The following is a 21,499-nucleotide window of genomic DNA, read 5'->3' as shown; positions in this document are numbered from 1 at the left end:
AGAGCCGGAGGAATGGCTCGACAGTTAGCGACATTGATGATCAAAGGCGGTCACATAAGGGTCTCAGAACGGGGACCACCTATACCTGAGAAATTCACTCAGTGGTCCCGGGAGAGCGCCGATCTCTCTTGTGCAGGCTGAGCAGCTTGAGGCTGTAATGCGCAATCATGGCGCACAGTACGATGATCGCCGTGTGGCGCAGGATAAATTCGATTGCCGCCGCCTCGAAGTCCCAAAAACGGAAGGTTGTTTCCATCCGAAGCTTCAGTCCGATATCGAGAACGAACAGACTGTGAACGCCGTAGACGGCGATCAGACATGCCAGTCCGCGCAGAGCCATGGTTTGAACCCGCGTGCCCGTCTTTACGTGCAAGGCCTGTCCCACAGCCCGCATGATCATCGACCATTGCAGTCCGACATGGAGGGCTGCAATCAAGAGCACGAGATAGGCGAGGAGTGTATGAACCTGTCGTACTGTAAATGTGCTGCGAAGAGACAGGAAGTCGAAGACGGTTTGCGAGATGATGACGCTGGTGGCGAGCAGCCCCACCATCATGAGCAAAAGACAGAGCGTGATGGTCTTGCTGAACACTCTCCGCGGCTCCCGCCAGCCTTTTGCCACCATACCGTACCAGCGCCGATTGAAGAGGTTATGGCTGATCAACAAGCCGAACATCAAGGTGCCGATGATTTCGTGGGGCCGGTTTCCGAACCAGTCATACGCGAAACCGGCCAGCAACAGGCCGATCGCGAGCATATCGAGGATCAAACGAAATAGAAAAAGCGGCTTCAAGGAAGGTAGGCCCGCATTTTGTCGGTCGTGAACATGAAATCGTTATCGGCCTGTCCGCCATGGCACGACTGGCAGCGATCGGCGATTGCTTCCCGCTTGACCTGTCCGTTGATATCGAACTGCTGGAAATGCCAGTCGCCGGTCCGCTGGTCTTCCGGGGAAGCAAGGCCCCAATCGACGCCTTTTTCCATGACGAAATAGCTTACGAGTTTGTAATCGGTCCAGATTCCCAGCACCAGCCGAGTGCCGGGCGGCAACGCCTTGCCCGACTTCGCAATCGCTATGGTCTCGGCAGTGGCAAAGGCCTCTTCTTTCGAGGAACCGCGATCGTAAATGCCGTACCGAACATATTCTCCAAAGTTCTTCGGAAAGGTCGCGCGATTCCCGGTTGCCTGCGCGAACGCCTGGCTGGCGATCGGACTTGCGATTGCGACAAATAAGCAGATGATGCCGGAAATTTTGGCGCAGACAGATCGTTGTCTCGTTGAAGGCATTCAAGTTCCCCACATACACTCATTGACGCGTAGCCTATCTTGGTGCCGTCCATCGCATTAGACGCCCTCGTTTGCATGAGGTTAGAAAGCAGCCTTCTAAATCGGCTGGTAGAACCAACGGAGTAGGTCGAGGAAGGATGGAACACCGCAAAGACGTTTCGGTCGCAGCCATCTTGTTGGCGGCCGGACAGGCAAGGCGCATGGGAGAAAACGGCCCGCACAAGCTGCTGGCCGAGTTCGATAACGTGCCGCTGGTGCGTCGTTCCGCAATTGCATTGCTGGCCTCAAATGCTACGCCGATCGTTGCCGTGACGGGGCATCGGCAAGGAGATATCGAGCAGGCCTTGGCGGGACTCGATATCACCACTCTATTCAACCCGTCTTACGTGACCGGCATGGGCAGCTCGGTGGCTTGCGGGGTCTCGCATCCTAAAATTGCCGAGTGCGACGGTGTGCTTGTCATGTTGGCAGATATGCCGGGCATCATGACCGAGCATATCGATAGTATGGTACATGCCTTCCAGCAATCCGGCGGAGAAGCGATCGTGCGGGCGAGTTTTGGCGACAAACCTGGACATCCCGTCTTGTTCCCCCGATTGCTCTACGACCGCTTGATGAGACTGGAAGGCGATGTCGGGGCACGAGAGTTGATTGCCGATAGCGAACTCCCGGTCGTGATGATTGATATCGGTCCGGCCGCTTTGCTTGATGTCGATACGCCGACGGCCATTATCGAAAACGGGGGTGTCTTGCGTGACTGAGCCACGTCAATAGGCCGCTGCTCAGGAGGGTTGCCGGCCGGCGCCTCCTGCCTGACTGGCAGTTCGAAACGGCCGGCGAGGCCTACCTGTCCGCCCGCCGGTTAGTTTTACCGTTGCCCGCTCGGACGCATTCGCCACCTAATTACCGAGATGTTTGCATCCGGTTCCCCGTGGCACTCGACGGCCGTAGCGTAACGACCATAACAAGGCGTACTTCCGGTAGAGCGGCGGGCCGAGCTACGTTACCTCGCCGCTTATTCATAAGCCTGGTTTCTAAACTCATGCGGAATTGCGTGGGTTATCAACCATCCGCCTTTGGCCGATAACGTTCGTATGAATTGATCCAAAGCTGTGCTCGAGACAGCAATCAGGAGCTGGTAAAAATGTCATACGATCCGAAGGACTACCATGTCGATGCCCGCAGCCTGTGTTCCGGCATGTTGCTCGTCGCCGTCGCTCTTTGCGGCATAGCGCTTGCAAGCCTGGATTTCCATGGGACAGTGCAGGCAGGCTGGTCCGCGATGGCTGGTGAAATGGCGTCAGGCAAAGTCACTCAATGCAGCTAAGCAGGACAGAAACGAGAAACCGGCAGGGCGATGGGTTATCGAGCAGACTCGCGGTTTTGTTCGCGATCGCTGGCGGGATCGCCGTTGGAAACCTCTACTGGGCACAGCCGCTCCTAACCGAAATCGCCACAGCACTTCAGGTCTCGAGCGGAACGATCGGCCTGCTGGTGACCATGACCCAGATCGGTTACGCGGTCGGTATTCTTCTGATTGTCCCCCTTGGCGACATGCTCCCGCGGCGTGGTCTGATACCGGGCGTCATGGCCTGCTCGGCTTTTGCACTTCTCGGCGGCGCGTTGTCGCCGAGTTTCCCGGCGTTGGCGGCGGCCCTCGGCGCCGTCGGAATGACCACGGTCGCCGGCCAACTCCTGACACCGCTCGCCGGAGATCTGGCGACACCTGAAGAACGTGGTAAGGTCGTCGGCACCATCGTCTCGGGCCTGCTGGCGGGGATCCTCTTGTCCCGAACGATCAGCGGCGTTCTCTCCGACGCCTTCGGCTGGCGCGTCGTCTACGGTGTCGCGGCGCTGTGCACGCTTTTGATGGCTGCTGTGCTTTGGTTCATGATTCCCGCTGAACAGCCACGCCCTCGCGTCGCCTATCGCAAGCTCATCCTGTCTGTCTTCCAGATCGTGGGGAGATACCGGACCGTTCAAGTCACTCTGTTGATCGGCGCTCTCGCGTTCTCCGTCTTCACCCTCTTCTGGACCGGTCTAACATTTCTACTGAGCGCTCCGCCTTACTCCTACACCGTTTCTCAAATCGGTCTCGTCGGCCTTGTTGGCCTCGCAGGGGCACTTGCGGCGCGGCGCGTCGGCAGATTCCACGATCGTGGCTGGTCGGTCGCGGTGACAGGTCTTGCTCTCTGTCTGGCGACCGCATCGCTTGTGATAACCACGGTGGGTGCCGGCTCGATCATTTTCGTGCTTCTGGCCGTGCTCCTACTGGATGTGGCGATCCAAGCCGTGAACGTGCTCAATCAATCGCGCATCCTGTCGGTGCACCCCGCCTCCCGAAGCAGGCTTAACACGGCCTTCGTGGCCTGTAATTTTGTCGGCGGAGCCCTGGGATCTGCTTTGTCAGGACCGCTGTGGTCGTGGGGAGGATGGACGGCGCTGATGCTGTGTGGCGTGTCGTTAACGCTGCTCGCACTGGCCATCTGGTTTGGTGCGAGGCAAATACTCGGCACCACGAGTGTGAACCGAGACGGCGCGTGACGCGTCCGAAGTCATACACAGGCCTGGCCGCAAACGAAGTACCAATGAGCTGAGAGACAGACCTGAAAAAACACGATCAAGACGTCAGCCGGCGAAGCACAAGCTTGGGTATTCCGGCCAGCCGAAGTTGCTCATCGACGCGGGTACCGGTAGAAATCTGAACACTGAAGCAGGTCGCTTGCGGCGACCCGCCTTCAGTATTTTTTGAGCTTATGCGTCGAAGGCAAGTGAGCTTGACAGTTCCTTGTGGGCATCAATTTGTTGCTGCACTAGGGCAAGCTTCTGTTCGACCATGCCAACCGCGTCGGCGCCGGCGATGAAGCGTCGGGGCAACTCGGGCAGATTGATCAAGGTGATCAGGGCCTGGGCGAGTTTGGCCGGATCGCCGGGCTGCTGGCCGTTGGCGGACTTCCAGCCGGCAATGTTCTGGGCTCGGCGTTCGGCATAATCGCCAACGGCTGACGCCGCGTACTGGGTTGAATCGTCACTCAGAAGCTCCGTGCGGAAGAAGCCGGGATTGACGATCATGGTCTCTATCCCAAACGGCGCCACTTCCGGCTGCAGCGACTCGATCCAGCCATCGAGCGCGAACTTCGCTGCAGCGTAAGCGCTGCAGAATTCAAAGCCGACAAGGCTTGCGGTGGACGAGATGGATACGATCTTGCCGGACCCCTGGCGCCGCATCACCGGCAACACGGCGCGCGTGACATTCATGGGGCCGACGAGACCGCTCGCCAGCTGCAGATCTATCTGCTCGGGCGTCAGATCCTCGAAATAACCGGCGTAGAAGCTAGCGGCATTGTTGACCAGTACGTCGATGCGTCCAAAACGCTCGATCGCCGCGTTGACGGCGGAAACCGCGTCGGCCGGCTTCGTCACATCAAGCGTGGTCACCAGCAGATTTTCTGATGGTCCGACCGCCTCGGCGACCCGCTCCGGATTGCGGCCGGTAGCAACCAGCTTGTCGCCGGAGGCCAAAACCGCCTTGGCGAAGTCCAGGCCCATGCCGCGGCCGGCGCCTGTGATCATCCAAACTTTACTCATAGATGTTTTCCTTGGTGTTGGATCCCGTACGGTGCTGACTTCATAGCCAGCACCGCCGGGGTTGGGACGGCATGCTAGGCCGTTGCGTTATTTAATTCTTTCGTGCGGTCGTCTTTGACCTGAAACCAGCCTGTGGCAGCCTGGATAACGCCCCACAGTTTGCCTGGGATCTCGATCTCCGGAACTTTCGAGGTTCTGACCTCAACCTCGATCTGATTTTCGCTGCCATTTTTCGACAGCTCGACCCAGTTCGGATTGATGACCAGCCCCTGGCCGACTGCTATGAGCGACAGGCCAAGATCGAGAGCACGCCGTGCCTGGTCAGGTGTCCGGATCTGGCCGGCCGCAATGACCGGAACACGTCCTGCCACCCGGGTAGCGATCAACTCGGCGATCGTGCGGTGCTCGCCGCCATTGAAGGGCTTTGCTTCAAGTACATTGCTCAGCGACGCGTGGACGTAATCTACGCCGGTTTCGATAAGACGGTCGATCAACCCGTAGGCGTCGTCGATACGAAGACCGCCCTCTTCGGGTTCTTCGGGCGAAATTCGATATCCCAAAAGGAAGGGTCGCTTCGCAAATTTGTCGATGACCCGTTTGACCTCGACGACGACGGCGATCGGAAAGCGCATGCGGTTTTCGGGCGAACCACCCCACTCGTCGTCGCGCTGATTATAGAGTGGCGAGAAAAAGTTCTGAAGCAGGAAGCCGTGCGCGCCGTGGAGTTCGATACCGTCAAAACCGGCTTCGATAGCACGACGTGTGGCAGCGCCAAATGCAGAAATCACGTTGAGGATTTCGTCATGGGTTAAAGGGCGCGGCGTCACTCCAGCGGCGTTGAAGGGCCCAGCCGCCACCGGAACGGAACTGGCGCTGACAATATCCTCGACGGCTACCAGACTTGCCTCTGCCTTGTTGCCGGCATGGAAAATCTGAAGCACCGCTGGCGCTCCGCCACTTTTGGCTGCATCTGCCAGCCGGCGCAGACTTGGTGTGAATTTGTCATCGTAGGATGCGAACTCGCCGGTAAAGCCAATGCCGTTCGCCATGATATGCGTGCAACCTGTCAAAACCAGGCCAACGCCCTGTGTCCTGCGCCGGTAGTAGCCGATTTCCTCATCGGAGACGGTCCCATCGTCGTTCCCTGACCAAGTGGTCATCGGCGCCATGACGACATGGTTCCGGAGGGTCAATCCGTTCTGAAAGGTGAACGGTTCGAAGAGTGGAGTTTTCATGGTAAGCAGTCTTCCTTGCAATGTGAGCTGTTGAACAGACATTTAGCAACAAAGACGGGCGTTGATTATTCCGCGCAATCTGCATGAAGTTAGAAACGCGGCTTCTGAATAGGGATGTCGCGGCCAGTAACGAAAAAAATGCCGCCGCAGGATCAGCTGCGGCAGCATTTCATTGTGGGTGATGACCCAGGAGCGAAAGCGTTCCATCAGGTCAATCGATTCCCATCCAAGTCTCTGGAAGAGGTCGATCGCATTGACGCCCATGCGGGTCGGCCGCCTCGCGTTCGGCCCGAGGCATAAAACTTAGATCAGGCCACCATTCGCGAGAATCGTCTGGCCGTTCACCCACATGCTGTCGAAGGAACACAAGGCAGCGATCACGTCCGCGATGTCCTCCGGTTCGCCCAATCGACCATGCGGCGTGCGCTGAACAAAGCCGGCAATCGCCTGCGCATTATTTAGGTCCGTGAACAGCGTGGTATTGACTGGACCCGGCGCTATCGCGTTTACGGAAATCATGCGCCCTGCCAGTTCCTTGGCCAGGACATTGGCATAGATCTCCTGCGCGGCCTTGGTGGCTCCATATGGCCCGGTGGCGGGTAATCTCGCGTGCGCGACCGTAGAAGACAACGTGATGATGCGACCGTTGTTTCGAACGCGCCGTGCAGCTTCGCGCATCGTGTAAAAGCCGCCTTTCATGTTGACGTCAATCAACCGATTGAAGTTTTCATCCGTCATGTCGCTCATGGGTGTCTGACGTATGATCCCCGCATTTGCGACAACAACGTCGACGCCACCAAAAGCCTTGTCGTTTTCATCGAACAGTCGGCGCACCGCTTCGGGGTCACTAATGTCTGCCTGCACCGCGATCGCTTTTCCGCCTGCGCTCTCGATGTCGCGCACGACCTCATTGGCGAGATCGCGGTTCACGACGAAGTTCACTGTCACCGTGTATCCCTCGCGCGCAAGGCGTTTGGCCACAGCGCCCCCGATTCCGCGGGACGATCCCGTCACGATGGCCGCTTTTCCAGTGCCGCTGCCAGTGGTCTGCGCTGAGGCAGTTCCGGCGACGACGCCCGCTGCCAGCGGAGCGATCGCTACAGCGCCCAGTAGGCCGCGACGCGACATGGATGCCGGAGGTTGAAGGTCGTTCTGATCGGTCATGGTGCTTTCACTTTCCTGGGTGTTTAAGTTTTTGAAGCTGGCGATTGACATCCCAGAGCGCAGCGATGCGGTCGCCGCTTCCGGCGTCAGTCTAAGCAGGGGAACGAGAGGCTCGGACGGGTTTTTGGGCGGTCCGGCTTTGGGACCGCATCAGCTGTCCTAATTTGAAGAGCCGATTTGGCTTAGTTGCCCTTGCCAACTTCATATGGCGAACCGGCAGGATCAGTCTTCACAGTCCACTTGCCGCTCACCCGGAATGCAGAGGCCGTCCCGTAGCTATCTTCCATGAATTGGAAGAGTACGATTTTGCCGCCGCGGACCTTGGCGCGAATAGCTAGGGGTGACGTAACGGCTATCCCGGTTGCTTTAGCGCGATAGGTGAACTGGCCGAAGACGGCAACATTCTCACCTGCTCCAAATATGTCGAGAACCTTGAAGTCCTCCAGTGTTCCAAATTGCTGAACCCGCATAATCGCGTTGCTGTAGGCTTCTGGCCCCTTCTGGGTCCCGACCCACGGTATGATCTGCTTGAGTTCCGGGTTGTCGAAGTTCAACGAAATGTACGTAGCATCGGAAGCGACCAGACGCTTGGCAGCTGCCTCGACCTTGTCGGCACCGGTGTTGTTGAGGAAGTCGGCGACGATCCCGACGTTGTCGGATACTTCGGCTTTGTTTTCTTGGGCGATCGCGGCTGGCGCAGCCATCATGGCAGCGGTCGATACTGCTCCGGCCGTGGCAACCGCCAGAACAAGGCCAAAGCCGAGATTTTTAAAGTTGGACATCGATGTCTCCATATCGTTGCGATTCGTCAGATCGATGGCGCCAAGACACTTAAAGTGTAATGGACCACGTTCCGGCATCCGGAGATGCAGTGGTAGGACGAATAGATCCAAACTCATCGATTGATAATCCGGGCGATGTTCGCTTTAATAGTGCCATGGCGGAACAAATCGGAATAGACCGACTGACAGGTATCATAGCGTTTGCTCGTGCCGCATCGCTTGGCAGTTACACCGCTGCCGCTCGCTCCCTATCGATTTCTCCCTCGGCGATCAGCAAGAGCGTGCAGCGCCTGGAGGAACGGCTCGGAGTCCGGCTCTTCAGCCGCACTACGCGCTCTTTGACCCTGACTCCTGAAGGGCTTGCTCTTCATGAACGGGCGCTACGCTTGTTGCAACAGGCCGAGGAAATCGAACAGGCCGCAGCCGCGACGCGGGCCGAACCTGCCGGATTGATGAAGATCACTGCGCCTCTGCCGGTTGGAGTGCATCTCATCAGTCCGCATCTCCCGGCGTTCCGGGAGCGTTACCCGAAGGTCTCTATCGATCTCCGCTTGGGCGATACCTTCACAGACCTTGTCGAGGAAGGGATCGACGTGGCAATTCGCGTGGGCCAGCCGGTCGATTCACGCCTTATCGCCAGGATACTTGCGCCGAACAGGGTCTGCGCGTTCGCGTCGCCAGCCTACCTCGATCGACGTGGCATTCCGACGCGCCCCGAGGACCTCGATGGGCACGACTGCGTCAATTTCCGCTATCAGAGCTCGGGACAGTCGATGCGATGGCCCTTCCGGACTGGCGAGCGGATCCAGGAGATCTTGCCCAATGCCGGCATCGTCGTCGACAACAGCGATGCCGTCGTGGCGATCCTCGTGAACGGCGGAGGCATCGGTATTTCGGCGACGTACATCGCCGGTCCGTACGTCGCCCGCGGGGAATTGGTCCCGGTGTTGAAGACCTACTGGATGGACAGGCACCACATAACGGCGCTGTGGCCGGAAAGTCGGCGTGGCAATCCGAACGTAAGGGCGTTCGTTGCGTTTCTCGTCGAGCTTTTCCCAGATCCTACGCCGTGGGATACTGCATTCGCCCTCGCATAAACCGTTGATATACTGGACGACGGCTGCCGATCCGGCCGTGCGGGAAACGGCTTGAGGCCCCATCGACGGATGCGACCTGGAAAGCGGTTTGGATGTGTCTTAGGCGATACCCAGAAAAACGGCGAGCGATCTTGTGACTGCCAGGAGAGTATCGTCCTCCAGGCGGCCGATTTTCGGGCCAATTCTATCCCGTTTCACGGACATGGTTTTGTCCACCATCACTTGCGAGACTTTGCGCAAGCCGCTGAGCGTTGTCGGCTCGATTGTCGGCCGAATGAGCGGCGCATCGATGAGCGTGCTGGAAATCAACAGCACGGTAACCGTGCCGGTTGCATCAAACTGATCTGCCTGGATGATCAGCGCCGGACGCGGTTTGCCGAAATCGCCGGTGATGGCAACGGTTACGATGTCACCGCGCCTCACGCTTCACCGTCAGGATCCATGTCGGCGAGAGCGGCATCGAGGAAATCCTGCAAATCGCGATCGCCGACATCGGCAAGGGCCGCCTGAACCGACTGTCGATGGCATTCATCGGCAAAACCGGGGCGACGAGTATCTGGAACCCATATTTGCACGGGACGCAGCCCAGCGGCCCGCATGGCTTCACGGCGCTTTTGAACTCTTTCGTTGACCGGCGTTGCCATGACCAACTCCATTATGGCGTTACATGTAACATAAGAGCCCGGTACTACCATGTCAATGTGCCGACGGCCCAGGGCTGCGCGGGCACATGGAGAAAGACGAGATGCGCCTGGTGTTGGCCGGACGCATGGTCCCTACAGGCCGCCGTCCTTTTCGGCACTCGCCGCCATATGCTTGAGTTCGTCCCAGAGGCTTTCGGCGAAGCTGCGCAGGACCGTCAGCTCGAAGCTGTCGTCGCCGGTGCGGACGATCTGCACCGAGAGGTGACCGACCATCGTCATTGCCGAATGGCCTTCCGGGAAGATGGCGGGATCGAGATCGACGGCCGTGCCCTTTGAAAGAAGCGACCGCGAGGACCGGCCGGAAACGCCGATGCGGACGCGTCCGTGGCTCTGGTCCATGACGACGGCTTTTCCGGCCAGCGCTGCTGTAAGTGCGTCGAGACCGGCAGGCGCAAGCGGCTCGTCGCCGGCGACGAACCATTGGCGGAAGCCGGCCTTGCGGATCGAACTGTTGGTAAAGCCGGCTTTAACCAGTTCGGCGGCAAGGGCCGCCGGCTCGATCGTGCCGAGCACGTGCAGCAGATGGCCTTCGGCCAGGGCTTCCAGCCGAACGCCTGCCTCTGAGATACCGGCATATGCTGCTCTGGCGAGAACCGGTCTGTGCTTGGGAAGATCAGCCATGGAGCTTCTCGTTTTCAGGATCGACAAAGACGGGATGGCAGAGCACAGCATCGGTGAATTCATTGCGCAGCCCGTTCCAGACCGTCACCTTTTCACCGATGCGCTCCGGCCCGCGCCGGACCAGCGCCAGGCCGATCGTATGGCCGAGGGTCGGCGAAAAGGCGCATGATGTGACGTAGCCCTGGTCATTTTCGAGCGTCGCTGCATCACCGTCGGCAAGGATATGCGAGCCGGTGCGGAAGCCGCTTGCCGGATTGAGCGGCTTGACGCCGACGAGGCGGGGACGCTCGGGATCCTGCAGACCCTCGCGGGCAAGCATCGCCTTGCCGATGAAATCCGGCTTGGTCGATGACACCATGCGGCCGAAGCCGAGATCGCCTGGAGTGACCGTGCCGTTGATCTCGGCATGGGTGACATGGCCTTTCTCGATGCGCAGAACGCCGAGCGCTTCGGCGCCATAGGCGCAGATGCCGTGTTTCTTGCCCGCGGCCATGACGGCGTCGGCAACGCCTTCGCCGTAACCGGCCGGCACGGCAAGCTCGTAAGCGAGTTCGCCGGAGAAGGAGATGCGAAAGAGCCGGCCTTCGAGGCGGCCGCCGAATAGCGACACCTTGCGGGCGCTCATGAACGGGAAGGCCGCATCGGAGATGTCCTCGTCGACGATTTCGGAGAGGATGGCGCGCGATTTCGGCCCGGCAACGGCCATCTGCGCCCATTGATCGGTCGACGAGGCGAAGCAGACGTCGAGCTCCGGCCACAGCGTCTGGGCGCAGAATTCGAGATGGGTGAGCACGCCGGCGGCAAGCGCCGTCGTCGTCGTCATGAAAAAATGCTCGTCGCTGAAGCGGCTGGTGGTGCCGTCGTCATAGATCAAGCCGTCCTCGCGCAGCATGATGCCGTACCGCGCCTTGCCCAGAGCAAGCTTGGCGAAGCCGTTGCAATAGATGCGGTCGAGGAAGGCCGCGGCATCGCGGCCGAAGATTTCGATTTTGCCGAGGGTCGAGACGTCGCAGAGCCCGGCATTCCTGCGGATATTCAGCACCTCACGGTCGACGCTGTCGCGCCATGTGGTTTCCCCGGCGCGCGGGAACCAGGAAGATCGGTACCAGAGGCCGGTTTCGACGAAGACCGCGCCGTTCCTCTCGGCCCAGCCATGCAGCGGCGATTTGCGCCCCGGCTGGAAATGCTTGCCACGCGATGTTCCGGTCAAGGCGCCGAACGCGACCGGCGTATAGAACGGCCGGAAGGTTGTGGTTCCCACTTCGGCGGGCGAAACGCCGCGCGCCTCGGCGAGGATGCCGATGGCGTTGATGTTGGAAAGTTTGCCCTGGTCGGTCGCCATGCCTGATGTCGTGTAACGCTTGGCGAGCTCGACATGGCCGTAGCCTTCGCGCACGGCGAGGCCGAGATCCTTGAGATGCACGTCGTTCTGATAGTCGACGAAGGCCTTGCCCTTCGAGCCCTTGACCGACCAGAGCGGCTTTGCGCGCTGAGCGGCCTCCGGCGCAACAGCAAAGGCTGGCTCCGCCACTGCAAAGCCGATCGCCTTCAAGGCAACCGTCGCCTTTGCGGCACCATCGCCGAGGCAGGCCGCGGTTTGCGCAAGGCCGGCAGCCGAGCCGGCAACGGCAAGGCCTTCCTGGCCGGCCGGCGCCAGAAATGCCGAAGCTTCGTCCGACCATTGCGGCTTGGCGCCGCGATGGCAGGCAAGGTGGATGATCGGGCTCCAGCCACCCGACATGGCAAGCGCATCGGCGTCGATGCGGCGGATGCCGCCTGCGGTTTCGACGCTGACGCCGTTGAGGTGCTTGCCGCCAAACGCATCGATCACCCGGGCGCCCTTCAGCACCTCGGCGCTGCCCTGCCAGCTCCGACCTGCATCCGCACGGCTGTCGACGATCGCCGCGACCTGAAGGCCGGCGGCTTCAAGGTCGGCGGCGGTGCCGTAACCAGAATCGTCGGTGGTGAAGATCACCGTGCTTTTGCCAGGGGCCACTGCCTGCCGATTGAGATAGCTGCGCATGGCGCCTGCCATCATCACGCCGGGAATATCGTTGCCGCCGAAGACCAGCGGCCGCTCCTCGGCGCCTGTCGCCAGGATCGCCTGGCGGGCGACGATGCGCCACAAGCGTTCGACCGGGCGCTCGGGATCGGGCATCGCCACATGCTTCTGCACCCGTTCGACCGCGCCGAAGACATTGTCGTCGTACCAGCCGAACACGGTCATGCGCGGCAGGCGGCGTACATTCGAAAGCCCTTCCAACTCAGCCAACAGCTCGCCGAGAAGCGTGTCGGCCGGCTTGCCCTCGATCGTGCCGCCGTCTGAAAGCAGGCTGCCGCCGAGTTCGGGTCCCTCGTCGGCGAGGATGACCCGCGCGCCGGCCCGGCCGGCGGTGAGTGCCGCGGCAAGACCGGCCGGGCCGCCCCCGATCACCAGTAGATCGCAATGCGCCCAGCATTTCTCATAGGCATCGGGATCGGCCTCATAGGAGGCCCTGCCGAGGCCCGCCGCCTTGCGGATCACCGGCTCGTAGAGTTTTTCCCAAAGCGCCGCCGGCCACATGAAGGTCTTGTAGTAGAAACCGGCACTCAGGAAGGGCGAGAGCAGCCCGTTGACGGCGCCGACATCGAAGCCGAGCGAGGGCCAGCGGTTCTGGCTCTTGGCCGCCAGCCCCTGGTGAAGCTCGATCATCGTCGCGCGCGTGTTCGGTTCGGTGCGGCCGCCGCTGCCTGTCGTCACCAGCGCGTTCGGTTCGGCAGCCCCGGCCGTCAGGATGCCGCGCGGGCGGTGATATTTGAAACTGCGGCCGACGAGCTGGACGCCGTTGGCAAGCAGCGCCGAGGCGAGCGTATCGCCCTGATGGCCTGTGAGCGCCTTGCCGTCGAAGGTGAAGCCGAGTGTCGTGGCGCGGTCGATGCGGCCGCCCGAGGAAAGACGGAAGCTCGTCATGCCAGGTCCCCGCCAAGCTTGGAAAGCGCAGCATCCCGGACGCCATGGACTTTATGGGTGATGGTATCGCGCTCGACGATCAGCCAGCGGCGGCATCCAGAGGAATGGTGCCAATATTCGCTGTGGCTGCCACGCGGATTGTCGCGCAGATAGACATAGTCGAACCAGGCCTCCGCACCGGCATCCGGGGCCGGTCTGATAAGGCCCGCATCGCCGCGGATCGAGAATTCCTCCTTGGGCCGGGCGCCGCAATGGGGACATGAAATCAGGCTTGCCATCGTCAAATGTCCTCAGTGCAAATTGGGCTGGGCGCCGACGCCCTTTTCGTCGATCGGATAGCCGCGGGCGAAGCGGTCGAGCCGGAAGGCGCGGGCGGTCTGATGCGGGGTATTGCGGGCGATCAGATGGGCGTAGCAGAAGCCAGAGGCGGGTGTGGCCTTGAAGCCGCCGTAACACCAGCCGGCGTTGAGATAAAGATTGTCGATATGGGTGCGGTCGATGATCGGCGAGCCGTCCATGCTCATGTCCATGACGCCGCCCCAGGAACGCAAAAACCGCACGCGCGACAGCGACGGGATCATCGCCAGTCCAGCTTCGGCGACATGTTCGACCGAGGCCAGATTGCCGCGCTGGGCATAGGAATTGTAACCATCGATGTCACCGCCGAAGACGAGGCCACCCTTGTCCGACTGGGAGACGTAAAAATGACCGGCGCCGAAGGTGACGACATTGTCGATGAAGGGTTTCAGCCCTTCTGAGACGAAGGCCTGCAGCACATGGCTTTCAATCGGCAGGCGAAGGCCGGCCATATCGGCGACGGTGGTGGAATTGCCGGCCGCCGCCAGCGCCAGCTTGCCGCAGCCGATGAAGCCCCTGCTGGTCTCGACGCCGGTTACCTTACCATTTTCGCTGCGGATACCGGTCACTTCGCACTGGGTGATGATATCGACGCCGCGGCTGTCGGCGCCGCGCGCATAACCCCAGGCGACCGCATCGTGGCGTACCGTGCCGCCGCGCGGTTGGTACAAAGCGCCCATCACCGGGAAACGGGCATTGTCGAAATCGAGGAAGGGCAGTTTTTTACGCACGGTCTGCCGGTCGAGAAGCTCGGCGTCGACGCCGTGCAGCCGCATGGCATTGCCGCGGCGTGTGTAGGCATCGCGCTGCGCATCGGAATGGAAAAGGTTGAGGACGCCGCGCTGCGAGACCATGGCGTTGAAGTTGAAGTCCTGCTCCAAGCCTTCCCAAAGCTTCATCGACAGCTCGTAGAAGGGATTGTTGCCGGGCAGCAGGTAGTTCGACCGGATGATCGTCGTGTTCCTGCCGATATTGCCGGAGCCGAGATAACCCTTTTCGAGGACGGCGACATTGGTGATGCCGAATTCCTTGGCGAGATAGTAGGCGGTGGCAAGGCCGTGGCCGCCGCCGCCGACGATGATGACGTCGTAATGCGGCTTCGGCGCCGGATCGCGCCAGGCAGGCGCCCAGCTCCTATTGCCGCGAAGGCCGTTCAGGAAAATCGAAAGAGCGGAATAGCGCATGAGTGAGCCTCGAAAGAACAGGCCCATGATGCCAGAAAGCCAAGAGCGGACTTGCACAATAGGGACATGAATCGTAGAGAAAGAGACATGTCCTCACATGACAGCAGAAGCGTGCAGACGATCGGCTTCATCCTGATCCCGGGATTTGCGCTGATGTCCTATGCCTCGGCGACCGAACCGTTGCGGGCGGCCAATCTGCTGGCCGGTCGCGAAATCTATCGGCTGCAGACCTTTTCGCCGGATGGGACGCCCGCTCTCTCCTCCTCCGGCGTGACCGTGCCGGCCGAACCTCTTCCCGCCAGGGGCGCAGGCCTTGGAACGGTCTTCGTCTGCGCTGGCGGTTCGCCGCGCGACTGGCGTTATCCCGCTGTGCTTGCCTGCCTGCGGCAGCTGTCGCGCGAGGGTGTGAGGATCGGCGGCATCTCGGGCGGTCCGTATCTGATGGCCGCGGCCGGATTGCTTTCCGGTCGCGACTTCACCATCCATTGGGAACATGCGGCTACCCTTCTCGAGGCCTTCCCGGATCTCACGCCGCGCCAGGCGCGCTTCAAGATCGACGGCAACCGGATCACCTGCGGCGGCGGCATCGCGCCGCTCGACATGATGCATGTGCTGATCGCCGAGCGCATGGGGCCGGATTTCGCCCGCCGCGTCAGCGACTGGTATCTTCATACCGAGGTCAACGAGCCGGCGGCCCCCCAGCGCGCCTCGCTGGCGGAGCGTTACGGCGTCCACCATCCCGGCCTGCTCAGCGTTCTCGAACGAATGGAGGAGACGATCGAGATGCCGCTGGAGCGCGTCGCCATGGCACGTATCGCCGGCGTCACCACCCGTCATCTCGACCGGCTGTTCTCGACCCATCTCGGCACCACCTATCTCGATCAGTATCGCCGGATCCGACTGCAGCATGCCCACCGCCTGTTGAAGCAGAGCCCGCTTTCCGTCTCGGAGATCGCCGTCGCCACCGGCTTTTCCAGTCTGAGCCATTTTTCCCGGATGTTCCGCGCCGTCTACGGAACCGCTCCGCGTCAGGCGCGGCGGGAATAGTTTTCTTCACGGTTGAGGAATTTTCACTATGGCGATAGGGTTGCCTTTGAACACAAGCGAAGGTGGCAGCATGAGATCCAAGCTTCAAGCGGCAGAGCAACTGGAACAGACGCAAGGTGGACGCGCTGCCTTTTCCCAGGATCCGCACGCCGTTCGCGAGCCGAAGGAAAACAACCTCGAAATGGCGATCGGCCACGAGGTGCGCGCCTACCGCAAGAAACTCGGCATCACGGTCACCGACCTGGCCGCCGCCACCGGCATTTCGCTCGGCATGCTGTCGAAGATCGAGAACGGCAACATCTCGCCGTCGTTGACGACGCTGCAATCGCTGTCGCGGGCGCTCGGCGTGCCGCTGACCGCTTTCTTCAGGCGCTACGAGGAACCGCGCAACGCCGTCTTCGTCAAAGCGGGTCAGGGTATAGAGCTCGAGCGGCGCGGCACGCGCGCCGGCCACCAGTATAATCTGCTCGGCCATATCGACAACAACACCAGCGGCGTCATCGTCGAGCCCTATCTCATCACCCTGACGGCCGATTCGGACACCTTCCCGACTTTCCAGCACGAGGGCATGGAATTTCTCTACATGCTCGAAGGCGAGGTCGTTTACCGCCATGGCGACCAGCTTTTCCAGATGCAGCCGGGCGACAGTCTGTTCTTCGATGCCGACGCGCCGCATGGGCCTGAGCAACTGGTGAAACTGCCGAGCAAATACCTTTCGATCATCACCTATCCCCAGCGCGGCTCGAAAGGCTAACTTGCCTTAAAAGAAAAAATCTTTCTTACCAGTTGATATGCGAAAACAGACCTGCTAGTCCTTTCTCAACGCGAACGGAGGTTTGGTCATGTGCGGAATTGTGGGGCTGTTCCTCAAAGATAAAAGTCTCGAACCGGAGCTCGGCGCACTGCTGTCGTCCATGCTGGTGACGATGACGGATCGCGGACCGGACAGCGCCGGCATCGCGATCTACGGCAATGCCGTCGGCAGCAATGCCAAGATCACCATCCAATCAGCCAATCCAAAGGCGGATTTCGCCGGCCTCGATGCCGAGCTCGGCCAGGCGATCGGCACGCCCGTCGCCATCCAGATCAAGAGCACACACGCCGTCATCACCCTTGCGAAGGACCTGATCGACGCGGGCAGGGCAGCCATTGCCGAACTGCGCCCTGACGTGCGCATCATGAGCAGCGGCGATGCGATCGAGATTTACAAGGAGACCGGCCTGCCGAAGGACGTCGTCTCCCGCTTCGCGGTCAACTCGATGGCCGGCACCCACGGCATCGGACATACCCGCATGGCGACCGAATCGGCGGTGACGACGCTCGGTGCCCATCCTTTCTCCACAGGTTCCGACCAGTGCCTGGTGCATAACGGCTCATTGTCGAACCACAACAATCTGCGCCGCGAGCTGAAGCGCGAAGGCATGTCCTTCGAAACGGAAAACGACACCGAGGTCGCGGCCGCCTATCTGACGGCAGAAATGGCCAAGGGCAAGAATCTCGGCCAGGCGCTGGAAGGCGCGGTCGATGATCTCGACGGTTTCTTTACCTTCGTTGTCGGTACCAAGTCCGGCTTCGGCGTTCTGCGCGATCCGATTGCCTGCAAGCCCGCTGTCATGGCCGAAACGGACCAGTATGTCGCCTTCGGTTCTGAATACCGGGCACTGGTCAATCTGCCCGGCATCGAGACTGCCCGGGTCTGGGAGCCGGAGCCTGCAACCGTCTACTTCTGGGATCACCAGAAATCGGATTGACCGGCGCCTCATGCGTATTCTCCAAGGGTTATTGAAACATGCCTGTCATTGATCTTGCCACTACGCCGTTGCGTGAACTCAACAGTGCCCTGCACAATATCCAGCAAGGTTCGAACGACCTTTCCTTCGAAGTCGTCAATCCGCGCGGCAGCCATTCGGTTGCCGTCGGGATCGATGCGCCCGTCACCGTCGATGTGAAGGGACCCGTCGGCTACTACTGCGCCGGCATGAACGACGGCGGGACCGTCACCGTTCATGGTTCGGCAGGTCCGGGTGTCGCCGAAAACATGATGTCGGGAACCGTCGTCATCGAGGGCGATGCCAGCCAGTATGCCGGCGCAACCGGACGCGGCGGCCTGCTCGTCATCAAGGGCAATGCGGCGTCGCGCTGCGGCATCTCGATGAAGGGCATCGACATCGTCGTTCACGGCAATATCGGCCACATGTCCGCCTTCATGGGCCAGTCCGGCCACCTCGTGGTGCTCGGCGATGCCGGCGATGCGCTTGGGGATTCGCTTTACGAGGCAAAGCTCTTCGTGCGCGGGTCGGTCAAGAGCTTGGGTGCCGATTGCATCGAAAAGGAGCTGCGGCCCGAGCATCTGACGAAGCTCGCCGAACTTCTCGAAAAGGCTGGCGTGACCGAAGTAAGGCCGGAGGAGTTCAAGCGTTACGGCTCGGCCCGCAAGCTCTACAATTTCAACATCGACAATGCCGACGCGTATTGAGGCGAGGGACCATCATGAGCTATCACAACCCCCATACCCCGCCACGCAAGTCCGCGACTTTCGACGATTACACGCTGGCGGAGATCCGGCGTGCGGCGGCGACCGGCATCTACGACATTCGTGGCGCCGGCACCAAACGCAAGGTTCCGCATTTCGACGATCTGCTGTTTCTCGGCGCATCGATCTCGCGTTATCCGCTCGAAGGCTACCGCGAGAAATGCGACACGTCGGTCGTCCTCGGCACGCGCTTTGCCAAGAAGCCCATTTACCTGAAGACGCCGATCACCATTGCCGGCATGAGCTTCGGCGCCCTGTCCGGCAATGCCAAGGAAGCGCTCGGACGCGGCGCGACGATAGCCGGAACCTCCACCACCACAGGCGATGGCGGGATGACCGATGAAGAGCGCGGCCATTCGCAGACGCTGGTCTACCAATATCTGCCGTCGCGATACGGCATGAATCCGAAGGACCTGCGTCGCGCCGATGCGATCGAAGTGGTTGTCGGCCAGGGCGCCAAGCCCGGCGGCGGCGGCATGCTGCTCGGCCAGAAGATCTCCGATCGCGTCGCCAACATGCGCAACCTGCCCAAGGGCATCGACCAGCGCTCGGCTTGCCGCCATCCGGATTGGACTGGCCCGGACGACCTCGAAATCAAGATCCTCGAACTGCGCGAGATCACCGACTGGGAAAAGCCGATCTACGTCAAGGTCGGCGGCGCGCGTCCCTATTACGATACGGCGCTTGCGGTGAAAGCCGGTGCCGACGTGGTGGTGCTCGATGGCATGCAGGGCGGAACCGCCGCGACGCAGGATGTCTTCATCGAGAATGTCGGCATGCCGACGCTCGCCTGCATTCGTCCGGCGGTTCAGGCGCTGCAGGATCTCGGCATGCATCGCAAGGTGCAGCTGATCATCTCGGGCGGCATCCGTTCCGGCGCCGATGTAGCCAAGGCTTTGGCGCTGGGTGCTGATGCCGTCGCCATCGGCACGGCGGCGCTCGTTGCGATCGGCGACAACGATCCGCATTGGGAAGACGAATACAAGAAACTCGGCACGACGGCCGGCGCCTATGACGACTGGCATGAAGGCAAGGACCCGGCCGGCATCACGACGCAGGACCCGGAACTGATGAAGCGTCTTGATCCGGTCGCCGCGGGCCGCCGTCTCGCCAACTATCTGAAGGTGATGACGCTGGAAGCCCAGACCATCGCGCGCGCCTGCGGCAAGAACCACCTGCATAACCTGGAACCGGAAGATCTTTGCGCGCTGACGATGGAGGCGGCCGCCATGGCCCAGATCCCGCTCGCCGGCACAAATTGGTATCCGGGCAAGGGAGGCTACTGATTTTTACCGGCCGGGCGAAAGTCCGGCCGTCTCGCATTCATAACCAAGGTGTCTCCAAAAAATCCAAAGGGGAACGAGAATGACACTGGATCTTGCTGCTTTTGCTAGAGACAAAGGCATCAAATATTTCATGATCAGCTACACCGACCTGTTCGGCGGCCAACGTGCCAAGCTGGTCCCGGCAGAAGCCATTGCCGATATGCAGAAAGATGGCGCCGGCTTCGCGGGCTTTGCAACCTGGCTCGATCTGACGCCCGCCCATCCCGACCTGTTTGCGGTTCCCGATGCGTCCTCCGTCATCCAGCTCCCGTGGAAGAAAGACGTCGCATGGGTTGCAGCCGACTGCGTCATGGAGGATCAACCCGTCGAACAGGCACCGCGTGTGCTCTTGAAAAGACTGGTCGCTGAAGCTGCGAAAGAAGGGCTCCGGGTGAAAACCGGCGTGGAGCCCGAGTTCTTTCTGATCTCCGCCGACGGCTCGGTGATTTCAGATCAGTTCGATACCGCCGAGAAGCCTTGCTACGATCAGCAGGCCGTGATGCGTCGCTACGACGTCATCGCCGAGATCTGCGACTACATGCTGGAACTCGGCTGGAAGCCCTACCAGAACGATCACGAGGATGCGAACGGCCAGTTCGAGATGAATTGGGAGTATGACGACGTTCTGAAGACGGCGGACAAGCACTCCTTCTTCAAGTTCATGGTCAAGTCGGTCGCCGAGAAACACGGGCTTCGCGCCACCTTCATGCCGAAACCCTTCAAGGGCCTGACCGGAAACGGCTGCCACGCCCACATCTCGGTGTGGGACCTCGACGGCAAGGTCAACGCCTTCGCGGACAAGGAGATGGCCTTTGGGCTCTCGGCTCAAGGCAAGACCTTCCTCGGCGGCATCATGAAACATGCCTCGGCGCTTGCCGCGGTCACCAATCCGACGGTCAACTCCTACAAGCGCATCAACGCGCCACGCACGACCTCGGGCGCTACCTGGTCGCCGAATACCGTGACCTGGACCGGCAACAACCGCACCCACATGGTGCGCGTGCCGGGACCGGGACGTTTCGAGCTGCGTTTGCCGGACGGCGCTGTCAATCCCTACCTGCTGCAGGCGATCATCATCGCGGCCGGTCTCGACGGTATCCGCAGCCAGGCAGACCCCGGCCGGCACTACGATATCGACATGTATGCCGAGGGGCATCTGGTGAAGGACGCGCCGCGCCTGCCGCTCAACCTGCTCGATGCGCTGCGCGCCTATGATGCCGACGAGGGCCTGAAGCAGGCGATGGGGCCGGAATTTTCCGCCGCCTACCTGAAGCTCAAGCATCGGGAATGGGATGCCTATTGCTCGCATTTCACCCAATGGGAACGCGACAGCACGCTCGACATCTGAGCGCCGACCGATGTCTTCGACATGCCGGAGCGGAAGCTTCGGCATGATCGCATTATCGGTACCTGATCTCGCAAAGGAAAAGACGGCATGAAAAACGTCGTACTCACCGTATCCTGCAAGTCGACGCGCGGCATCGTGGCGGCGATTTCGAGTTATCTGGCCGACAAGGGCTGCAACATCATCGACAGCTCGCAGTTCGACGATCTCGATACCGGCAAGTTCTTCATGCGCGTCAGCTTCATTTCGGAAGAGGGTCTTTCGGGGACCGAGATCGGCG

Annotated in this window: 24 protein-coding genes; 11 read left to right on the top strand and 13 right to left on the bottom strand. The window is 60.7% G+C overall.

Annotated features, from left to right (window positions below; all coding sequences use genetic code 11):
- Positions 1-94: 94 nt before the first annotated feature.
- Both RCCGE510_RS05760 and RCCGE510_RS05755 read right to left on the bottom strand, forming a co-directional pair.
- A complete protein-coding gene (locus RCCGE510_RS05760; protein ID WP_007628041.1) occupies positions 95-793 on the bottom strand; it encodes a DUF4405 domain-containing protein in 699 nt (232 codons plus the stop codon).
- A complete protein-coding gene (locus RCCGE510_RS05755; protein WP_007628039.1) occupies positions 790-1,287 on the bottom strand; it encodes a cytochrome P460 family protein in 498 nt (165 codons plus the stop codon). The genes RCCGE510_RS05760 and RCCGE510_RS05755 overlap by 4 nt, the downstream gene beginning before the upstream one ends.
- Before the next feature lie 137 nt (positions 1,288-1,424).
- Here RCCGE510_RS05755 and RCCGE510_RS05750 point away from each other — a divergent pair, with 137 nt between their 5' ends.
- The 3 genes from RCCGE510_RS05750 (at position 1,425) to RCCGE510_RS05740 (ending at position 3,831) form a co-directional block, all read left to right on the top strand.
- Positions 1,425-2,048, top strand: coding sequence for a nucleotidyltransferase family protein (locus RCCGE510_RS05750; RefSeq protein ID WP_007628037.1), 624 nt, complete (start codon positions 1,425-1,427; stop codon positions 2,046-2,048).
- Positions 2,049-2,431: 383 nt separating this feature from the next.
- Positions 2,432-2,614 carry a hypothetical protein gene (locus tag RCCGE510_RS05745; RefSeq protein WP_007628035.1) on the top strand — a complete coding sequence of 61 codons (183 nt, stop codon included), beginning with the start codon at positions 2,432-2,434 and terminating at the stop codon, positions 2,612-2,614.
- Positions 2,615-2,670: 56 nt separating this feature from the next.
- On the top strand, positions 2,671-3,831 hold the full coding sequence (locus RCCGE510_RS05740; RefSeq protein WP_240539631.1) for an MFS transporter: 1,161 nt from the start codon (positions 2,671-2,673) through the stop codon (positions 3,829-3,831).
- Positions 3,832-4,041: 210 nt separating this feature from the next.
- Here the strand turns inward: RCCGE510_RS05740 and RCCGE510_RS05735 are convergent, their stop codons facing one another.
- The 5 genes from RCCGE510_RS05735 to RCCGE510_RS05715 all read right to left on the bottom strand — a co-directional run bounded on the left by RCCGE510_RS05735 (position 4,042) and on the right by RCCGE510_RS05715 (position 8,056).
- Positions 4,042-4,875 (bottom strand): SDR family oxidoreductase, encoded by an 834-nt coding sequence (locus RCCGE510_RS05735; RefSeq protein WP_037077891.1) that lies wholly within the window; start codon positions 4,873-4,875, stop codon positions 4,042-4,044.
- A 74-nt stretch (positions 4,876-4,949) separates the two neighbouring features.
- Entirely contained in the window at positions 4,950-6,119 is a 1,170-nt protein-coding gene (locus RCCGE510_RS05730) for an NADH-dependent flavin oxidoreductase (RefSeq protein ID WP_037077896.1), read from the bottom strand.
- Between the two features lie 33 nt (positions 6,120-6,152).
- Positions 6,153-6,374 carry a hypothetical protein gene (locus RCCGE510_RS05725; protein WP_007628027.1) on the bottom strand — a complete coding sequence of 74 codons (222 nt, stop codon included), beginning with the start codon at positions 6,372-6,374 and terminating at the stop codon, positions 6,153-6,155.
- 39 nt (positions 6,375-6,413) lie between these two features.
- Positions 6,414-7,274 (bottom strand): SDR family oxidoreductase, encoded by an 861-nt coding sequence (locus RCCGE510_RS05720; protein WP_007628025.1) that lies wholly within the window; start codon positions 7,272-7,274, stop codon positions 6,414-6,416.
- A gap of 182 nt (positions 7,275-7,456) precedes the next feature.
- Positions 7,457-8,056 carry a nuclear transport factor 2 family protein gene (locus tag RCCGE510_RS05715; protein WP_157179878.1) on the bottom strand — a complete coding sequence of 200 codons (600 nt, stop codon included), beginning with the start codon at positions 8,054-8,056 and terminating at the stop codon, positions 7,457-7,459.
- Between the two features lie 155 nt (positions 8,057-8,211).
- Here RCCGE510_RS05715 and RCCGE510_RS05710 point away from each other — a divergent pair, with 155 nt between their 5' ends.
- Positions 8,212-9,153 (top strand): LysR family transcriptional regulator, encoded by a 942-nt coding sequence (locus RCCGE510_RS05710; protein ID WP_007628023.1) that lies wholly within the window; start codon positions 8,212-8,214, stop codon positions 9,151-9,153.
- A 99-nt stretch (positions 9,154-9,252) separates the two neighbouring features.
- On the opposite strand, the gene RCCGE510_RS05705 is transcribed toward RCCGE510_RS05710, so the two are convergent.
- The 6 genes from RCCGE510_RS05705 to RCCGE510_RS05680 form a co-directional block, all read right to left on the bottom strand.
- Positions 9,253-9,576 (bottom strand): type II toxin-antitoxin system PemK/MazF family toxin, encoded by a 324-nt coding sequence (locus RCCGE510_RS05705; RefSeq protein WP_007628022.1) that lies wholly within the window; start codon positions 9,574-9,576, stop codon positions 9,253-9,255.
- Positions 9,573-9,797, bottom strand: coding sequence for an antitoxin MazE family protein (locus tag RCCGE510_RS05700; protein WP_007628020.1), 225 nt, complete (start codon positions 9,795-9,797; stop codon positions 9,573-9,575). The genes RCCGE510_RS05705 and RCCGE510_RS05700 overlap by 4 nt, the downstream gene beginning before the upstream one ends.
- A 132-nt stretch (positions 9,798-9,929) precedes the next feature.
- On the bottom strand, positions 9,930-10,478 hold the full coding sequence (locus tag RCCGE510_RS05695; protein WP_007628018.1) for a sarcosine oxidase subunit gamma family protein: 549 nt from the start codon (positions 10,476-10,478) through the stop codon (positions 9,930-9,932).
- Entirely contained in the window at positions 10,471-13,428 is a 2,958-nt protein-coding gene (locus RCCGE510_RS05690) for a sarcosine oxidase subunit alpha family protein (RefSeq protein ID WP_007628016.1), read from the bottom strand. The genes RCCGE510_RS05695 and RCCGE510_RS05690 overlap by 8 nt, the downstream gene beginning before the upstream one ends.
- Positions 13,425-13,706, bottom strand: a complete 282-nt coding sequence (locus RCCGE510_RS05685) for a sarcosine oxidase subunit delta (RefSeq protein WP_007628015.1) — start codon at positions 13,704-13,706, stop codon at positions 13,425-13,427. Before RCCGE510_RS05685 ends, RCCGE510_RS05690 begins: the two co-directional genes overlap by 4 nt.
- 12 nt (positions 13,707-13,718) lie before the next feature.
- Positions 13,719-14,969, bottom strand: coding sequence for a sarcosine oxidase subunit beta family protein (locus tag RCCGE510_RS05680; RefSeq protein ID WP_007628014.1), 1,251 nt, complete (start codon positions 14,967-14,969; stop codon positions 13,719-13,721).
- A gap of 87 nt (positions 14,970-15,056) precedes the next feature.
- Between RCCGE510_RS05680 and RCCGE510_RS05675 the strand changes: the two genes are divergently transcribed.
- From RCCGE510_RS05675 to RCCGE510_RS05645, 7 genes are all read left to right on the top strand, one after another.
- On the top strand, positions 15,057-16,016 hold the full coding sequence (locus tag RCCGE510_RS05675) for a GlxA family transcriptional regulator (RefSeq protein ID WP_007628013.1): 960 nt from the start codon (positions 15,057-15,059) through the stop codon (positions 16,014-16,016).
- A 70-nt stretch (positions 16,017-16,086) separates the two neighbouring features.
- A complete protein-coding gene (locus tag RCCGE510_RS05670) occupies positions 16,087-16,770 on the top strand; it encodes a helix-turn-helix domain-containing protein (RefSeq protein WP_007628011.1) in 684 nt (227 codons plus the stop codon).
- A gap of 88 nt (positions 16,771-16,858) precedes the next feature.
- Positions 16,859-17,767, top strand: coding sequence for a glutamine amidotransferase family protein (locus RCCGE510_RS05665; protein WP_007628010.1), 909 nt, complete (start codon positions 16,859-16,861; stop codon positions 17,765-17,767).
- 38 nt (positions 17,768-17,805) lie between these two features.
- Positions 17,806-18,492 carry a GXGXG domain-containing protein gene (locus tag RCCGE510_RS05660; RefSeq protein ID WP_007628009.1) on the top strand — a complete coding sequence of 229 codons (687 nt, stop codon included), beginning with the start codon at positions 17,806-17,808 and terminating at the stop codon, positions 18,490-18,492.
- A gap of 14 nt (positions 18,493-18,506) precedes the next feature.
- On the top strand, positions 18,507-19,835 hold the full coding sequence (locus tag RCCGE510_RS05655; protein ID WP_007628008.1) for an FMN-binding glutamate synthase family protein: 1,329 nt from the start codon (positions 18,507-18,509) through the stop codon (positions 19,833-19,835).
- Between the two features lie 79 nt (positions 19,836-19,914).
- Complete coding sequence (glnT, locus tag RCCGE510_RS05650) at positions 19,915-21,222, top strand: type III glutamate--ammonia ligase (protein WP_007628007.1); 1,308 nt, start codon at positions 19,915-19,917, stop codon at positions 21,220-21,222.
- A gap of 87 nt (positions 21,223-21,309) precedes the next feature.
- Positions 21,310-21,499: ACT domain-containing protein (locus tag RCCGE510_RS05645; RefSeq protein WP_007627997.1), on the top strand; the 190-nt coding region annotated here is incomplete at its 3' end.

The organism is Rhizobium sp. CCGE 510, assembly GCF_000292525.1.
Taxonomy (GTDB): domain Bacteria; phylum Pseudomonadota; class Alphaproteobacteria; order Rhizobiales; family Rhizobiaceae; genus Rhizobium.
Note: the sequence above shows the minus strand (reverse complement) of the source record. Positions and strands in the feature narration are given on the sequence as shown.

Excerpts from the sequence above, each read along its gene's own strand:
- RCCGE510_RS05755 (WP_007628039.1), bottom strand. The coding sequence starts at position 1,287 with ATGCCTTCAACGAGACAACGATCTGTCTGCGCCAAAATTTCCGGCATC.
- RCCGE510_RS05750 (WP_007628037.1), top strand. The coding sequence starts at position 1,425 with ATGGAACACCGCAAAGACGTTTCGGTCGCAGCCATCTTGTTGGCGGCC.
- RCCGE510_RS05745 (WP_007628035.1), top strand. The coding sequence starts at position 2,432 with ATGTCATACGATCCGAAGGACTACCATGTCGATGCCCGCAGCCTGTGT.
- RCCGE510_RS05735 (WP_037077891.1), bottom strand. The coding sequence starts at position 4,875 with ATGAGTAAAGTTTGGATGATCACAGGCGCCGGCCGCGGCATGGGCCTG.
- RCCGE510_RS05725 (WP_007628027.1), bottom strand. The coding sequence starts at position 6,374 with ATGGGCGTCAATGCGATCGACCTCTTCCAGAGACTTGGATGGGAATCG.
- RCCGE510_RS05720 (WP_007628025.1), bottom strand. The coding sequence starts at position 7,274 with ATGACCGATCAGAACGACCTTCAACCTCCGGCATCCATGTCGCGTCGC.
- RCCGE510_RS05715 (WP_157179878.1), bottom strand. The coding sequence starts at position 8,056 with ATGTCCAACTTTAAAAATCTCGGCTTTGGCCTTGTTCTGGCGGTTGCC.
- RCCGE510_RS05710 (WP_007628023.1), top strand. The coding sequence starts at position 8,212 with ATGGCGGAACAAATCGGAATAGACCGACTGACAGGTATCATAGCGTTT.
- RCCGE510_RS05700 (WP_007628020.1), bottom strand. The coding sequence starts at position 9,797 with ATGGCAACGCCGGTCAACGAAAGAGTTCAAAAGCGCCGTGAAGCCATG.
- RCCGE510_RS05695 (WP_007628018.1), bottom strand. The coding sequence starts at position 10,478 with ATGGCTGATCTTCCCAAGCACAGACCGGTTCTCGCCAGAGCAGCATAT.
- RCCGE510_RS05690 (WP_007628016.1), bottom strand. The coding sequence starts at position 13,428 with ATGACGAGCTTCCGTCTTTCCTCGGGCGGCCGCATCGACCGCGCCACG.
- RCCGE510_RS05685 (WP_007628015.1), bottom strand. The coding sequence starts at position 13,706 with ATGGCAAGCCTGATTTCATGTCCCCATTGCGGCGCCCGGCCCAAGGAG.
- RCCGE510_RS05680 (WP_007628014.1), bottom strand. The coding sequence starts at position 14,969 with ATGCGCTATTCCGCTCTTTCGATTTTCCTGAACGGCCTTCGCGGCAAT.
- RCCGE510_RS05675 (WP_007628013.1), top strand. The coding sequence starts at position 15,057 with ATGTCCTCACATGACAGCAGAAGCGTGCAGACGATCGGCTTCATCCTG.
- RCCGE510_RS05670 (WP_007628011.1), top strand. The coding sequence starts at position 16,087 with ATGAGATCCAAGCTTCAAGCGGCAGAGCAACTGGAACAGACGCAAGGT.
- RCCGE510_RS05665 (WP_007628010.1), top strand. The coding sequence starts at position 16,859 with ATGTGCGGAATTGTGGGGCTGTTCCTCAAAGATAAAAGTCTCGAACCG.
- RCCGE510_RS05660 (WP_007628009.1), top strand. The coding sequence starts at position 17,806 with ATGCCTGTCATTGATCTTGCCACTACGCCGTTGCGTGAACTCAACAGT.
- RCCGE510_RS05655 (WP_007628008.1), top strand. The coding sequence starts at position 18,507 with ATGAGCTATCACAACCCCCATACCCCGCCACGCAAGTCCGCGACTTTC.
- glnT (WP_007628007.1), top strand. The coding sequence starts at position 19,915 with ATGACACTGGATCTTGCTGCTTTTGCTAGAGACAAAGGCATCAAATAT.